The sequence below is a fragment of the Chryseobacterium sp. 2VB genome, from assembly GCF_005503635.1.
Classification (GTDB): Bacteria; Bacteroidota; Bacteroidia; order Flavobacteriales; family Weeksellaceae; genus Chryseobacterium; species Chryseobacterium cupriresistens.
This window is the reverse complement of sequence record NZ_SCNC01000016.1, coordinates 1-16,020: the sequence shown is the minus strand read 5'-3', so window position 1 is coordinate 16,020 and position 16,020 is coordinate 1. Positions and strand designations below refer to the sequence as shown.

Sequence of the window (16,020 nt, the reverse complement as noted above, 5' to 3'; positions counted from 1 at the left end):
AACTGCCAGAAATTATAAGACTAACAGTAACCTCCAGCTTCTGTCTTCCAGCTTCCAGCCGCTTTACTTAAAAAGATTTTTTGCATTCTCTGTTGTGATACGGTCTATCTCTGTAAAGTCTTTTCCATAAATATTCACCAGTTTTCCGGCTACCAGATCAAGATAAGAACTTTCATTTCTTTTGCCTCTGTGAGGAACCGGTGCGAGATAAGGAGAATCTGTTTCCAGAACAATTTTATCCAATGGAACTTCGTTCAGAAACTGATCTATTTTTCCATTTTTAAAAGTGACTACTCCACCGATTCCTAAGATAAAATTAAGATCAATAGCATGTTGTGCCTGTTCCAGATTCCCTGAAAAACAATGGAAAATTCCTCTTAATTTAGGATGTTTTTTTCTTTCTAAAACCTCAAATGTCTCATCAAAACTTTCTCTTGTATGAATGACAATTGGAAGATCTTTTTCTATGGCCCAGTCGATCTGCTGCTCAAAGGCTTTCACCTGAATATCGAGTGTTGTTTTATCCCAGTACAGATCTATTCCGATCTCTCCTATCGCAGGAAAATGTCTTTGATCAAGATAATTTTTTACGATTTCAAGTTCTTTTTCCCAGGATTCCTGTTTTACATAACAAGGATGTAATCCCATCATAGAAAAAATCTGCCCCGGATATTCTGTTTCCAGCTGCAGCATTTTCTCATGAGACCCTGAGTCAATAGCCGGAAGGTAGAATTCTGTAATTCCTTTATCTAAAGCTCTCTGAATAGCTTCTTTTCTGTCTTCATCAAATTCTTCTGCGTATAGATGTGTATGTGTATCAATCATTTTATTTACAATTTCAATAGATCTTCATAAGGGTTTTCAAGTCCCAGCAATAATCCGAAAGCGGGTTCTGTTTTTATTCCCTGTTTTTTAAGTTCTATTATTTTCTGTTTAAATTCTTCTCCTTTTTCCTGTAATATTTTGTATTCGGCAACCATATGAAGATAAGCGTTTTGCTCTATTGTAGGTTTATTCTGTCCGAAAATCTCGATGGGGAAACCATCAAGCATAAAATTTAATGTAATGCATTTTTCACCGTTTACGATAGGATATTCCACTTCTGCGTCTTGAGGAATGAGCTGACAAAATAGTAAATCATCCAGAAAGTCTTGTTCAAATTTTAAATCCACCTCGAAAATAAGATCCAGATCACTTCCTTTGATATCAATTTCTATAGGAACAGTTCCTGCTAAAATAGGTGAATACTCTTTTAATTTCTCAAAAAAGCGATGCTTTGTAAGAAGTTCGTAAACCCTTTTCTGTCTTTCATTGCCATTTTTGAGATAATCAATCTTGGTGAAATCAGGCATTTAAAATATTTTATGTTTAACCTTTTTGCGCTGGGCTTCAATTCTTTGATCCAGTTTTTCTCTGAATTCTATAAACTTTGGATCTTTCTTGTCACTGGTTTTATGTTCAAGAGCTTTGATAATCTTAAAGTTTTCTTTGATAAAATTCTGGGTTTCTTCTGAAAAATAAGACCTTCCGAATTTTTCAAAAATATAATTAACCGCCTGTGTGCTGGGATGGATCATATCTTCCTTATAGAAACGGTAATCCCGAAGGTCATCCATTAAAATTTCATATACAGGCAGATAATGACAGTCTTCAAACATTGAGATTGACTCATGAATGGCTGTAATCAGTTTCGATTTGCTTAACTGATTTTCTACCATTCCATCTTTTGTATGTCTTACAGGTGAAACTGTAAACAGGATCTGTACTCCTTCTTTGCAAATATCTTTAAGATCCAGAATGGTGTGGTAAATTGAGCTGGTAAGCTCCTGATGGGAAAGCAGCCTTTTTTCAAAAAACTTTTGCGGAATTTTGTGACAGTTGGCTACCAGCTTTTTCTTGGGAAGAAATTCATAGATAAATGAAGATCCGTAGGTGATAATAATCCAATCGGCTTCCTGAAGAAAGGCATTTCCCGCTTCAATAGCTCCGTTAATCTTATCCAGGGTCTGATGAATATAACGGGTATCAAAACTGGTATGATGATCCAGAGAGATATATTCTTCATTGTAAGTGATCAGTTCCTCTTCTTCATAAAATGCAGAATCATGTAATCTGTTGATAGCATGATTGATGGAATAAGGATTAAAAATCGTCCCGAAAGGATTATTGAGGGTCTGAAGCTGTCCGTCCTGCAATAAATCTGTCATTTCAGAGGCAAAACATGAGCCTATTGAAAATATTTTATCTTCAATTTCAATCTTCTTTTCTGATGCGGGAATGTCAACTTCTGTTCTGAATTTCATTGTATAAGGGTTAGGCTGCAGGAAACAGGCTGCAGGTAATTGCTGCTACCTGCGGCCTGCCATCTGTTACCTATATTAACTTTCTCTTCTCAACAAATAATTGGCCAGTTCGATAAAAGGTTTTTTCTTTTCTTCAGGAACATCTATTTTCTGAAGGTAGCTTTGTCCGATTTCATTATGCTTTTCAATCAGACGTAATGCTTTTTCATCCACTTTTGTTCTTCTGAAAATCTTTTCAACTCCGTAGACTTTATCAACATTTTCAGTCTTTTTAGAATACCAGTAATCCAGTTCTTTTCTTTCTTCATCGGTAGCATGTTCTCTTGCTAACAGATACAGAACGGTTTTTTTATTTTCATAAATATCTCCGGCATGTTTTTTTCCAAACTGTGCCTGATCTCCGAATACATCAAGATAATCATCCATAATCTGGAAGGCAATTCCGATATGTTTTCCGAAATTGAAAATAGCTTTCGCATCTTTAAAATCTGCTTTTGCAATCAAAGCTCCGATTTCAAATGAAGAAGCACTCAACACTCCGGTTTTGTAGGTAATCATTCTGATATAATCATCAAAAGTAACATCCTTCTGAGTTTCAAAGTTGATATCATACTGCTGTCCTTCACATAACAAAAGTCCTGTGTGGGTAAATATTCTGATACATGCCTTGAAAATTTCAGGTTCAAGATCTTCAAAAAATTTATAGGCTTTCAGCATCAGTCCGTCTCCGGAAAGAATTCCTACGTTAAGACCATGTAAAGTATGAATAGTTGGCTTGTTTCTTCTCAAAGGAGCTTCGTCCATAATATCATCATGGATCAGGGTGAAGTTATGGAAAAACTCGATAGCCAACGCCGGCTTGATGGCCTGTTTAAGATCTCCACCGAACATCTCACATGCCATCAGCACCATAATAGGACGAAGACGTTTTCCACCATGGGAAATAATATAATTCATCGGCTCGTAGAGCTCCGAAGGTTTATCTTTAAAAGTATATTTAGTGATGGCATCTGCAACAATCTGCTGGTATCTGTCTAAAAATTCCATAAAATCTTATAATTTGAACAAAAATACGATTTTTCAAGGCTTTATAAAACAAAAAACTTTGCCCAAAAGGACAAAGTTTGTATAATTATATGATTTGTTTTTCTAGAAAACGAAGGTTACCACAAGATAGGTAATTCCTGCAACAATTGCAGAGATTGGAATGGTAAGAACCCAGGCCCAAAGTAAGCTTACAGTGATTCCCCATCTTACCGCTGAAATTCTTTTTGTTAATCCTACCCCGATGATAGAACCTGTAATCGTATGGGTTGTAGATACAGGAATACCAAAGTGGTCTGTGATGAATAAAGTAATAGCACCTGCAGTTTCTGCACTTACCCCTTCTAATGAAGTTACTTTAGTAATTTTGGTACCCATTGTTTTGATGATCTTCCAACCACCGCTCATGGTACCTAAACCAATAGCAAGGAACGAAACCAGAGGAACCCAGATATAATGCTGCGCAAAATAATCAAAACGTTCTGCAGAAGGAATATTCAGATACTGAACATCCTGAAGCATATTAACGTGGTAATAGATTACTGCTGCACCAATGATTCCCATTACTTTCTGTGCATCGTTCAAACCGTGCCCCAAGCTGAATAAAGCGGATGAAGCCAGCTGTAATCTTTTGAAAGACTGGTCTGCCTTGTGCGGGTTTGATCTTTTATAAAGGTGTACAATGATCAGGGTAATGATGATTGAAATAATCATCCCTATAATCGGAGCCATAAAAATGAACAGGAAGATAGGAATTACTTTATCAAATTTCACTACACTCTGGTGGGTAACCTGATTGAAAGCTTCTTTAACAGTACCCCACATTCCCAGATCCGGCTGCGCTGCTGCCACATCATGATAATCCATCATGAAAGCATGCATAAGAGCCGCTCCCAGGAATCCTCCGATCAGCGTGTGTGATGATGATGAAGGGATCCCGAACCACCATGTAAGCAGGTTCCAGGCAATAGCGGCCACAAGGCCGGAAAATATAACTTCAAGGGTGATAAAATTCTCGTTAACTGTTTTGGCAATCGTGTTACCAATTTTGAATTCTCCAATAATATAAGCAGCAATAAAGAATGCGGCAAAGTTCCAAAGCGCCGCCCAAAGTACAGCCTGGAATGGAGTTAAAACTTTTGTAGAAACTATAGTTGCAATTGAGTTGGCAGCATCATGAAAACCATTGATATAATCGAAAATCAGGGCCAGCGCAATAATAACTACAAGTAAAATCGGAAATTCCATTTTTTGCTATGTATTAGGCGTATTTAATCATGATGTTCTCAATCGTATTGGCAACATCTTCTGCTTTGTCTGTTACAATTTCAAGGTAGTTTAATACGGATGAAACTTTAATAATGTTGATAGCATCATTGGTTTCGAATAATTCTACCATTGAGTTGGAAAGCAAATCGTCAGCAATATTCTCAATAGAGTTCACCTTAATACAAGCTTCTTTCACCTGCTCCATGTTTTTGAAACCTTTAAGGTTTTTCATCGCATTCTGAATTTCAAGACATGCTTTGTGGATCAATAAAGAGAAGTCTGAATACGCCTTCATCTCCGGTGATTTGTAAAGGAAAATATATTTTGTGGAAGCGTAGATATAATCAGCGATATCATCCAGTCCTGTTGCCAATGTGTGGATATCCTCACGGTCAAAAGGTGTAATGAAGTTTTTCCCTAATTCTACGAAAATTTCGTGAGTAAGTTCATCATTCTTGTGTTCGAAGTCGCTCATTTTCTTCAACATTGAATCGTCATTAAGATCGAAATCCTTGATTCCAGTGTTGAATTCTTCTGACATTGCAACTAGATTTTCAGTTACTTTTTCGAAAAGTACAAAGAAGATTTTATCTTTTGGTTGAAAAGCGTGGAAAATATTACCAATTCCCATTTTTTAGTATTTATAATTCGTGTGCAAATTTCTTAAAAAAGGATTGCACGTGAAACTATATAACATTAAGTTTTGTTAACATTCGCTTAACTACTGATTATCAAACAAAAAAACCGGCATTAATGCCGGTTTTGTATGGTATAGGATGAGATTAGTTAGCTACTTCAGCTCGCATATCTTTTCCTTTGAACTTCATAGATTGAATATTACTCAATACATTGTCTTTGAACGATTTTTCAACTTCGAAGAAAGAGAATTTCTCTAAGATTTCAATATCACCGATTTCCGCTCTTTTTTTGGTTTTTCCTCCAGCAGTAGCTTTGTTGATAATATCTAAAACATCAAGTTTCTTCAGGTGGTCTTTTTTACCAAGGTTGAAGAAGAATCTTACCATGTTTTCATCTCTTCTTCTTGGTTTTCCGCCACGATCTCTATCTCTGTCACGTCCACGATCTCTGTCGCGACCTCTATCTCTGTCTCTGTCACGTCCACGGTCTCTTCTTGAGTAATCGTCATCTCTACTGCTTAATTTCTGCTCAACAAGGTCGTGCTTGTCTTTGTAGTATAAAGCAAGATCTCTCAACTGGAACTGTAGAAGCTGGTGTACCAGTTCTTCTTTTGTAAAGTTGCTCAGATCCGGGATCAAGCTATCATCAAATTCGAAAAGATCTTCGTGCTCTGTCAATAATTTTTCAAATACACCTCCTACCTGAGCTTTGATAATATCATCACCTGTAGGGATAAATCTTTCGTGGATTTCAATTTTCGTTGCAGATTTGATCTGTTTCAGCTTTCTGCTTTCTTCAGGCTTGATTAAAGCCATAGAAATACCATCTTTTCCAGCTCTACCTGTTCTTCCGCTTCTGTGAACGAATACTTCAGGATCATCTGGTAAAGAGAAGTGAATAACGTGTGTAAGAGAGTTTACATCCAATCCTCTTGCTGCAACGTCTGTCGCTACAAGAATATCGATGTTTTTCAATCTGAATTTCTTCATTACCGTATCTCTCTGCGCCTGAGAAAGATCACCGTGAAGAGCATCAGCTGCATATCCGTTCTGCATTAAGAAATCAGCAACCTCCTGAGTTTCCATTCTCGTTCTGCAGAAGATAATGGAATACTGGTTTGGATTTGCATCGATAAGTCTCTTCAATGCTTCTTTTTTCTGACGGTATCCTACAACATAGTATTCGTGTGTAATGTTCTTCTTCACTTCGTTGATAGAACCTACTGAAATACGATGTGGTTTTGTAAGATAATTTTTGGAAATTCTTTCCACTTCTTTATTCATCGTTGCAGAGAATAAGAAAGTTTGTTTTGTTTCCGGAGTTTCGCTTAGAATGGTTTCCAATTCGTCCTTGAATCCCATAGAAAGCATTTCATCAGCTTCGTCTAATACTAACCAATGAATAGCAGAAAAATCTAATGCTTTTCTGTTGATAAGATCAATTACTCTTCCCGGAGTTCCCACGATAATTTGTGGTTTATCCTTCAAAGATCTCATCTGCTCTACAATACTACTTCCACCATAAACCGCAGTTGTCTTGATGTCTTTCATATACTTAGAGTAATTCTTTATGTCCTTCGAAATCTGAAGACATAATTCCCGTGTCGGACAAAGCACCAATAATTGGATTTTGCGACTCGTATCGTCAATCATATCCAAAATCGGAAGCGAAAACGCTGCTGTTTTGCCTGTCCCTGTCTGCGCAAGTGCGATCAAGTCGCGAATATCTGAAAGAATAAAAGGGATAGTCTGTTTTTGGATTTCTGTTGGGCTTTCGTAACCCAGTTCGCCAATTGCCTTAAGGATATCAGGACTTAAATTGGTTTCCGTAAATAAATTCATTAACTATTTTAAAATTTTTGCAAAGATACAATAAATATTTGATTTGTTTTTGAATAAATTTTTAAATATGCAAACTTAAATTCACAATCCTGTAATATATCTTTGATTTTTGGAAAATTAAATCTAAAAAAAGAAGCCTTGGTTTAAAAAGTTGTTAAACATTATTTTTTTTTATTAAATTGGATTAATTTTTTCCGTGTTATTTATGAATTTTCAAAAATAAAGCCATGAAATGCAAATTTTTGTTTTTCATATTCTTATTTATCGCTATTGAACATTGTCCCGAAGTTAATAGTTTTTGTACATTTGAGTTGTGGGATTCGGGGTTCGGGTTGCGAGATTCGACATCGAGACTTTGATTCGGGATCCTGGGTACGAAATCCAGGATTAAGGATAGATTTTGAATCTCACTTAATAACAAAAAAACACCTATTACAATATGTCTTCAAGTATTTCTTCCCAAACATTTGATTTTTTAAAAAAGTTAAACAAAAACAATAACCGCGAGTGGTTTAATGAAAATAAAAACTTGTACACAGAATCGCAGCAAAATGTGGTTTCCTTTCTGGATGAGCTCATCAGAGAGATGTCCGGTTTTGATGAAGAACTTGCCAGAATAGACAGTAAAAAAGCCCTGTTCAGGATTTACAGGGATACCCGTTTTTCGAAAGACAAGTCACCTTATAAAACCAATTTCGGAGCGTCCCTGGGAATGGGAAAAGGAAATCAGAAAGGAGGTTATTATCTTCACCTGGAACCTGGGAAATCCTTTTTAGCCGGAGGAATCTATATGCCGGAATCTTCTGTCCTGAAAGAAGTCCGTAAGGAAATTTCTTTGTATGGAGATGATTTCCTGAAAATTCTCAATAATAAAGATTTTAAAAAACATTTTCCGGAGCTTGATCAGGACGATAAACTGAAGAAAGTCCCTCAAGGTTTTGAAAAGGAAGACCCTATGGCAGAATACCTCAAGCTTAAAAACTTTATTGTGATATACTCTCTGAAAGATGAGGAAGTACTGGACAAAAATGCGGTAAAAAATATGACCCAAGTTTTCAAGCTGATGAAACCTTTCAATGATTTCCTGAATACGCCTCTGCTTTAATTTCTGATCATAAATCGCAGATTCAACAGACAACTGCGTGTATTCTCGCTGGCCACGATGTTTAAAACATGTGTTGCAGAGATAAAGATGTCTCTGTGACAAATTGAGAATATCTTAAAATTCAATGGGTTACAAAAATAAATTTTAAAATTCAGTACTGAAAATCAAGCTATTACAATTAACATTTTTTAAGAAAAGTTTTACATTTTTATGTATCTTTGCTGTTCGCCAAAAAGCCAACAATGTCTTTATACCAAAAAATTGCAGAGAAACTACAATACATAAGCCCGAATTTTTACAAAAAAAGATATTTTAAAACGTTAAATAATCTTAATAAAAACAACTTTTCGGAACGTAATGTAGAACCGGAACTGGTATGGATCAAAGAATACCTTTCTAAAAATGCTGTAATCCTTGATATTGGTGCGAATGTAGGAACTTTCCTTTATCAGTTGGAAAAAACGTTAAATCATGACCATATTTATGGTTTTGAGCCTAACAAAAAGCTTTGCACACGATTGAAAAGACTGTTTCCGGCCATGCATATCTTTCCTCTTGCTCTTTCTGACGAAAACAGAATTGCTGAGTTCAAAGTACCTATTATAAACGGAAAAACGGTTGCTTCCCGCGGTACTTTAAACACGGCTTACAAAGAAAAGGGAGAAGAGAAAAGTTATACAGAGAAAGTAAAAGTGATCAAGCTGGATGAATGGGCAGCACTTGAACATTTCAACAGACTTGATTTTATCAAAATAGACGTTGAAGGAAATGAAATAAAGACCCTTTCCGGAGCGAGAGAAACTATCAGACAGTTCAAACCAACCCTGATGGTTGAGATGGAACAAAGACACCATGAAACGCCGATCTGGAATGAGATATCCGAAGTGATGAGCTGGGGATATGACGCCAAATATCTGAACAGAAACAGTTTTACGCTGGAGGATCTTACAGAAGATATTATTACACAAAATACAAACGACGAAAAAAATAAAACTCAGTACATCAACAATATTATTTTTATACCTAAAAACATTTAAAACAACTTTATGAGTGTAGTAGCGAGACAAGGCTTCAAATATTCCATTATCGGTTATATTGGTTTTTTGCTGGGCACCGTTTCCGCAATATTCATATTTCCGAATGATTTTGAATTTTACGGAAAGCTGCGCTACAGTATGCAAACCGCTGAAATGCTTGTTCCTTTTGTTGTTTTTGGTATTTCTTATGCGAATGTAAAATTTTTTAATGCTTTGCAGAAAGAAGGAAAAAACCAGAATATGCTTTCACTATCTCTTGTGACAGTTCTGATCAATTTTCTCATTTTTGTTACTGTATTTTTTATCCTCCCCTATTTTTATCCGAAATTTGTACATTCAGAAGCGTGGAAAATTAAAAAAATTATTTTACCCTTAATTTTAATTTTATCACTCTGTGCTATTTTCAATAAATACACTTCAAATTATAAAAGAATTGTCGTCTCGAATATCTTTGACAATCTTTTCCCTAAAATAGCAAATCTAGGGGCTTTCTGTCTTTTTTTCTATTTTTCTTTGTCCCAGAATATTGCATTGGCTTTTTTCTTCGGAATATTTGCGCTCATGCTGTTCGGGTATATTTATTATACCAATAAGCTGGAAAAAATAAAGTTCGACATCAGCACAGATTATTTCAAAAAAAATAATTTCTGGAAGGAATTCCTGAACTACAGTTTCTTTGGATTTCTGGGAACGTTTGGAAATTATCTGGCAATCAACAGTTTTATGATTGGCGAATTTATGGGAATGGAAGAAAACGGGATATATTCCGTTCTCTATGCTTTGATTTCTCTGATCTCTATCCCCCAATTGGGACTATTCAATATTTCAGCTCCGATTATCAGTAAAAATCTGGCAGACGGAGATATGGTAGAACTGGACAGATTCCATAAGAAGACGTCTTTAACACTCTATTTCCTGGGCGCTGTGTTGTTCTCGTGTATTATGGTGGGATTCCCATATCTGACGCAGTTTATGCCAAAGAACGGAACCATGCTGAGAGAGTACGAGCCGGTAGTATGGATCTGGGGCTCTGCCGTATTGATCGACCTTGCAACGGGATTTAATGGAAATATTATTTCACTCTCAAAATATTACAGATTCAATATTCTGATCATGCTTTTACTGGCCGGATTAACGATCGGACTGAATTATTATTTTATTAAAAACACATCTCTGAAACTGATTGGAATTGCTTTATCTACAGCTATTTCACTTACGATTTATAATGTGGTGAAAATTGTTTTCAATTATATTGTATTTAAAGTTTCGCCTTTAAGTATTGAAATGATTTTCGTGTCTATTATCTGTACTTTAGCCATTACAGTAGCCATTGTTCTTCCTAATTTCAACAGCAATCTGATTAATCTTGTTTACAAACCTGCAGTTGTTTTGGTACTGATCTATATCGGAAATTACTTCACCAAGATTTTCCCGGTTGAAGACTATCTGAATATGAGGTTTATCAAGAGTGTATTTAAGATAAAATAAGAGAACAATTCAGACTTTTTTAGATTAAAGATGTTAGAAATTGTTCCAGTCTATTCTGAACTTCTTTCCTGCCATAAGTTGTATAAAAGTCAAATGGAGTTTCCGAAACAGTGCTTAATTGTTCAAGAACATTTTCTTTTTCAGCAATAATAAAGTCTAATTTTGAGGGATAATTTCCTGGAAAAACAGCCAGTTTCCCATAAGCTATGGCATCGCCCAGGTTTCCTGTCATTTTAGTCAGCCCATAGGTTTCTTTCATGCTGAAGAATTCTGTATCCTGCTGAATCGGACACCACAAAACGTCTGCTTTCTGCATCCATTTTTCAAAATCCCCGGAGGGCACCCTTTCTGAAAAATAGGTAATTTTAATGTTTTCGGGTAATTTTCCGGACAGATTTTCAAGTTGTTTTAACTCGTGTCCGCCTGCTTTTCCAAGGAAAACAAACTGGCAAATCCTGTCTGTATGGAGATTCTGAATAGTTTTAAAAATATAGGCGTAATCTCTTCTCTTTTGTGAAACCCCACCGGGAATTACGACCATAAGATTTTCATTTTTTGTCCTGTCAAAATCTCTGGTGTAAAACAGTGGCAGATACTGATATTGATCTGAAGTCATTGCTTCATCCAGTACAAAAAGTGACCGGGATGTCTGATACACTTTGGTTTTGTACAACAATCCTTCTTTCAGCCACAATTTTAACCTGAAAATAACATCTCCTTTGAAAACGCTTTTTATCAGATCCAGCTTTGAAGATTTTATGAAATTAAGATTATGGGTAATAACTGCTGTATTGTACTTTTTTGTTACTGCAAAAAATGTATTAAAATAACGATGAACAGTTCCTATTACCACAAGGTCATATCCTTTCCCTTTTAACTGATCCAGAATCATGGAACTGTCTGATAAGAAAACAGCTTCATCATGATGGCTGATCTGATCTTTTATCCTTTTTGAAAAATAATAGTCTACGGCAAAATCCTTAGAACCCTCCATAATATCTATGAAAGCCTGAGCAATTTCCGCATGAGTGTCTATTTCTATGTAAGCTATTTTTTTCACGGGTTAACGGGAGTTATATCTTAAGTTTTGGCTACAGCCAATGGATTTTTATTTTTTTTAATTAAACGGGCTAAAGCCCGTTTCTATTGATGCACATTTACAATGTATAAAATAATTTATCTTTTACATCTTCAGCCATTTCTTTTTCAACATTTTCATACGCTGATCATTAACGGCTTTTTGTTCTTCTTTTGTAATTTTCAATTCTAATTTTTTTGATCTGCAGCTTTCATAAGACCTGATAATATCGAAGAAAAATGAAGCAGACTTACTTTTCACAGCTTCTTTTGAGGAGGCGATGTATGCCAGAAACCTGTTCAGTCCTAAGAAATAAAAATATTTTCCGTAATAATCCGCAGGGCGTATCGTGTAATCGGCTCCTTTTACTTTAATCAGCTTTACATGCAGCTCCGGAAGAACAACTTCTTTCCATTCAAGATTATCCAGTAAAATGGAATCAATATTATCCCAGCCCAGTGTTTCCCTTATGCCGCCAATCTGAATAAAACATTCTTTACGGTAGGCCTTCATAGGACCTCTTACATGATGTTTATTGGAATTTCCCTCATATACCCAGTTTCCGTCTCTTTCAATATACAAAAGACCTCCTACCAATCCAAATTCCGGATGCGTGGCAAAAGCTGTTTCTACTACCGATAGATAATTTTCCGGAAGAATGATATCGGCATCAAATTTACAGATAATATCAAATTCATCCATAGCCTGGGTCTGAAGTCCGTTTTTGAAAGCGTGAACCACTTTTGATCCCGGCTGATGTTCAGATTTCTGAAGGTTGACCGTTTCAAAACGGGAATCAGCTTCCGTATATTTCCTAATCACCTCAGCTGTTCTGTCTGTAGAACCGTCATTCACTACCACTACTTTAAAATCTTTGCTGCTTTGCTGTTGTAAAGAATCAAGAGTAAATGGAAGGTTGTTTTCTTCGTTATGGGCAGGAATAATGATTAAAAACCTCACGGAAATGATAAATTGATGAATGATTAATGATTAATGATCAATGATAAAAAAACACTGAGGGCATCTATTATCACTGATCATTAATCGTTTATAAAATTTACTTGTTATGCGGTTTCAGCATGTTCTTCGGATCAAGAATTTCGTCCAGCTTTTCCTGAGAGAGAATTCCTTTTTCCAGAACAAGATTGTAAACGCTTTTCCCGGTTTCCAAAGCTTCTTTTGCAATCTGTGTAGACTGTTTGTACCCGATGTAAGGATTCAATGCGGTTACAATTCCGATGCTGTGTTTCACCATATTCAGGCAGACTTCCTTATTGGCTGTAATTCCAACCACACACTTGTCGCGAAGTGTATCCAAAGCATTGCAAAGGAAGTTAATATTTTCCATGATGGCATGAGAAAGTACCGGTTCCATTACATTCAGCTGTAACTGTCCTGCTTCCGCTGCAAAAGTTACCGTAAGATCGTTTCCAATCACTTTGAAACATACCTGGTTAACCACTTCCGGAATTACAGGGTTTACTTTCCCCGGCATAATAGAAGAACCCGGCTGCATTGGCGGAAGATTAATTTCAAAAAGGCCTGCTCTTGGACCTGATGAAAGTAATCTTAAATCGTTACAGATCTTTGACAGTTTCACAGCAAGGCGTTTCATTGCTGATGAGTAGATCACATAAGATCCCGTATCAGGGGTAGCTTCCACCAGGTCTGGTGCTGAAACAATCGGAAATCCTGTTATCTGAGCTAAGTTTTTAGCACAAAGGGCTGCATAGCCTACCGGAGCATTTATTCCTGTTCCGATGGCAGTAGCTCCCATATTTACTTCCACAAAAAGGCTGGCATTGTTATTCAGTTTGGAGATGTCTTCTTCCAAAGTGGCTGCATATGCTTCAAATTCCTGTCCTAAAGTCATCGGGACTGCATCCTGAAGTTGTGTACGTCCCATTTTGATTACATCCTGAAATTCCTGTCCTTTTGCACGGAAAGCAGTGATAATTCTTTCTAATTTTTCTACCAGCCCAATGTTCATCTGAAGCAATCCCATTTTGATAGCTGTAGGATAAGCGTCATTGGTAGACTGAGAAAGGTTGATATGATCATTAGGCGAACAGAATTCGTATTCTCCTTTATTTTTCCCTAATTTTTCCAATACGATGTTCGCGATCACTTCATTCGCATTCATGTTGATGGAAGTTCCTGCTCCCCCCTGAATCATATCTACCGGAAATTGCTCATGATATTTCCCTTCTACAATTTCATCACACGCTTCTGCTATTTTAAAATACAGGTTTTCGTCCAGAAGTCCTAATTCATAATTGGTTTTTGCGGCTGCTTTTTTTACAAAAGCCAACCCTTTTATGAAATCCGGATACGAAGACAAAAGCTGTCCTGAGATTTTAAAATTGTCGATAGCTCTTTGTGTCTGAACCCCATAATAAGCATCTAAAGGCACATTCAGTTCGCCTAATAGATCACTTTCTTTTCTGAAATTTTCCATTACAGATATTTTACTGTTTTTGATCGTTTAAAGATAGCAAAAACGCATCTAACCGATGCGTTTTAATTTGAATTATTTTACTGGATATTTTTGATTTAAAGCCTGGAGTATTGCCCATGTTTCAGCATCCATGATTCCGTCATAATTCTGTGGACGGAAGTGGTACTGGAATGCCTCAATTGTTTTCTTGGTAGCATCATCCCATTGTCCGCTAGGATCAATTGCATATCCGAATTTCTGCAATGAAGTCTGAATAAGGAAAATAAAGCTGGACTCATTATATCTTGCTGCCAGGTCGGCTTGTGCAGGTTCAAGATAAGTCTGTTTAGCAGCTTCATCATACCACATTCCAACCTGATATTCGTCATAGAGCTTTTTCCATGGGAACATCGGTCCCGGATCCTGTTTTCTTGTAGGAGCAATATCTGAATGCCCCAATACGTTTGTTGGCTGGATCTGATATCTTGTTACAATATCTTTAACCAGAGCAGCCACTTTTTTCACCTGCTCATCACTAAAAGGTGCAAAAGTTCTTTTACCGGTACTATCTGTAGTATATCCTGTATTTACAATTTCAATACCGATAGAATTATCATTAAGATTTTTATCATTTCTCCATGCACTTATCCCTGCGTGGTATGCTCTTTTATTTTCATCTACCAATTGATAGATCTCGTTATCTCCGGTATTATTTACCAGATAATGAGCACTTACTGCCTGTTGGGTAAGAACACTGATTGATTTATCATCTGCAAGAGCCGTATAATGTAATATCAGATAACGCTGTCTGAAATTCTGGGCCACTGCAGGAAAATAAGTTTTTACCACTTTATATCCGCCCGGTTTTGCAGATACAATAGAACCATAACTCGCCGTATTATCATTTTTGGTTGGATCTGCTATATTGGTCGTAAAAAATTCTACTCCATGATCAGATACAACTTTGGGTTTTGGAGCAACCGGAGGTTTTGTCTGAACTGTTGGTTTCGCCTGTGTTATTGGGGTTTTCGGTTTGTAAGTATTTTTTTTCACATTTTGCTGAGAAGTACATGAAAAAACAAATGTGCTTAATCCGATGATATATAATGTTTTACGCATCAGTTTGGTTTTTGGATGATTTATTAGTTCAAAAATACACAAAATTTTCTTGAATTTTATTTGGTAAATAAAGAAATCTGTTCTATATTTGCACTCGCAATAACGGAACAACGATCATTAAAAAATAAACAAAAAGGAGGGTTGCCGGAGTGGTTAACGGAGCAGTTTGCTAAACTGTCGACGCGAAAGTGTCGCAAGGGTTCGAATCCCTTACCCTCCGCTCTTCTATATATTCGGGGCGTAGCGTAGTCCGGTCATCGCGCCTGGTTTGGGACCAGGAGGTCGCAGGTTCGAATCCTGCCGCCCCGACTTTTTAATGTGCTTATTAACTAAGCGGGAATCAACTTTTAAGGGTGCGTAGCTCAGCTGGATAGAGCATCTGCCTTCTAAGCAGACGGTCAAAGGTTCGAATCCTTTCGCGCTCACAAAAAACCTCACAACTTTTATTGTGAGGTTTTTTGTTTTTAAAAGCTTACAATTTTATTTTACAATCCAACAATTTTAATGAATCAAACAGGATAGAGCATCCCGATTTCAATCGGGACGGCAAAGGTTCGAATCCTTTCGCGCTCACAAAAAACCTCACAACTTTTATTGTGAGGTTTTTTGTTTTTAAAAGCTTACAATTTTATTTTACAATCCAACAATTTTAATGAATCA

The 16,020-nt window shown here is 36.5% G+C and carries 14 protein-coding genes and 3 tRNA genes; 6 read left to right on the top strand and 11 right to left on the bottom strand.

Features of this window, described 5'->3' with window-relative positions; all coding sequences use genetic code 11:
* Positions 1-63: 63 nt before the first annotated feature.
* From FFS26_RS14910 to FFS26_RS14880, 7 genes are all read right to left on the bottom strand, one after another.
* Positions 64-825, bottom strand: coding sequence for a TatD family hydrolase (locus FFS26_RS14910; RefSeq protein WP_137905421.1), 762 nt, complete (start codon positions 823-825; stop codon positions 64-66).
* Between the two features lie 5 nt (positions 826-830).
* On the bottom strand, positions 831-1,352 hold the full coding sequence (locus tag FFS26_RS14905; protein WP_137905420.1) for a DUF4269 domain-containing protein: 522 nt from the start codon (positions 1,350-1,352) through the stop codon (positions 831-833).
* The gene (locus FFS26_RS14900; protein WP_137905419.1) at positions 1,353-2,303 is read right to left on the bottom strand and encodes a GSCFA domain-containing protein; all 951 of its coding nucleotides are present in this window, start codon (positions 2,301-2,303) and stop codon (positions 1,353-1,355) included. It abuts the gene before it with no gap.
* A 75-nt stretch (positions 2,304-2,378) separates the two neighbouring features.
* The gene (locus tag FFS26_RS14895; protein ID WP_110010795.1) at positions 2,379-3,350 is read right to left on the bottom strand and encodes a polyprenyl synthetase family protein; all 972 of its coding nucleotides are present in this window, start codon (positions 3,348-3,350) and stop codon (positions 2,379-2,381) included.
* A gap of 102 nt (positions 3,351-3,452) precedes the next feature.
* The gene (locus FFS26_RS14890; RefSeq protein WP_110010796.1) at positions 3,453-4,595 is read right to left on the bottom strand and encodes an inorganic phosphate transporter; all 1,143 of its coding nucleotides are present in this window, start codon (positions 4,593-4,595) and stop codon (positions 3,453-3,455) included.
* A gap of 13 nt (positions 4,596-4,608) precedes the next feature.
* A complete protein-coding gene (locus tag FFS26_RS14885; protein ID WP_027374906.1) occupies positions 4,609-5,247 on the bottom strand; it encodes a DUF47 domain-containing protein in 639 nt (212 codons plus the stop codon).
* A 151-nt stretch (positions 5,248-5,398) separates the two neighbouring features.
* Positions 5,399-7,096, bottom strand: coding sequence for a DEAD/DEAH box helicase (locus FFS26_RS14880; protein WP_110010797.1), 1,698 nt, complete (start codon positions 7,094-7,096; stop codon positions 5,399-5,401).
* Between the two features lie 439 nt (positions 7,097-7,535).
* On the opposite strand from FFS26_RS14880, the gene FFS26_RS14875 reads away from it, so the two are divergent.
* From FFS26_RS14875 to FFS26_RS14865, 3 genes are all read left to right on the top strand, one after another.
* Entirely contained in the window at positions 7,536-8,201 is a 666-nt protein-coding gene (locus FFS26_RS14875) for a DUF2461 domain-containing protein (protein WP_137905418.1), read from the top strand.
* Positions 8,202-8,443: 242 nt separating this feature from the next.
* On the top strand, positions 8,444-9,238 hold the full coding sequence (locus tag FFS26_RS14870) for an FkbM family methyltransferase (protein ID WP_110010799.1): 795 nt from the start codon (positions 8,444-8,446) through the stop codon (positions 9,236-9,238).
* A gap of 9 nt (positions 9,239-9,247) precedes the next feature.
* On the top strand, positions 9,248-10,726 hold the full coding sequence (locus FFS26_RS14865; RefSeq protein ID WP_110010800.1) for a lipopolysaccharide biosynthesis protein: 1,479 nt from the start codon (positions 9,248-9,250) through the stop codon (positions 10,724-10,726).
* Positions 10,727-10,745: 19 nt separating this feature from the next.
* Here FFS26_RS14865 and FFS26_RS14860 read toward each other — a convergent pair whose 3' ends face one another.
* The 4 genes from FFS26_RS14860 to FFS26_RS14845 all read right to left on the bottom strand — a co-directional run bounded on the left by FFS26_RS14860 (position 10,746) and on the right by FFS26_RS14845 (position 15,360).
* Complete coding sequence (locus FFS26_RS14860; protein WP_110010801.1) at positions 10,746-11,786, bottom strand: hypothetical protein; 1,041 nt, start codon at positions 11,784-11,786, stop codon at positions 10,746-10,748.
* A gap of 123 nt (positions 11,787-11,909) precedes the next feature.
* Complete coding sequence (locus FFS26_RS14855; RefSeq protein WP_137905417.1) at positions 11,910-12,764, bottom strand: glycosyltransferase; 855 nt, start codon at positions 12,762-12,764, stop codon at positions 11,910-11,912.
* 97 nt (positions 12,765-12,861) lie between these two features.
* Entirely contained in the window at positions 12,862-14,262 is a 1,401-nt protein-coding gene (gene aspA / locus FFS26_RS14850) for an aspartate ammonia-lyase (protein WP_110010803.1), read from the bottom strand.
* Positions 14,263-14,334: 72 nt separating this feature from the next.
* Positions 14,335-15,360, bottom strand: a complete 1,026-nt coding sequence (locus tag FFS26_RS14845) for an N-acetylmuramoyl-L-alanine amidase (protein ID WP_137905416.1) — start codon at positions 15,358-15,360, stop codon at positions 14,335-14,337.
* 135 nt (positions 15,361-15,495) lie between these two features.
* Between FFS26_RS14845 and FFS26_RS14840 the strand changes: the two genes are divergently transcribed.
* The 3 genes from FFS26_RS14840 (at position 15,496) to FFS26_RS14830 (ending at position 15,785) form a co-directional block, all read left to right on the top strand.
* Positions 15,496-15,580: transfer RNA gene (locus FFS26_RS14840), tRNA-Ser, on the top strand.
* A 14-nt stretch (positions 15,581-15,594) separates the two neighbouring features.
* A tRNA-Pro gene (locus tag FFS26_RS14835) sits at positions 15,595-15,669 on the top strand.
* A 42-nt stretch (positions 15,670-15,711) separates the two neighbouring features.
* A tRNA-Arg gene (locus FFS26_RS14830) sits at positions 15,712-15,785 on the top strand.
* Positions 15,786-16,020: the final 235 nt, after the last annotated feature.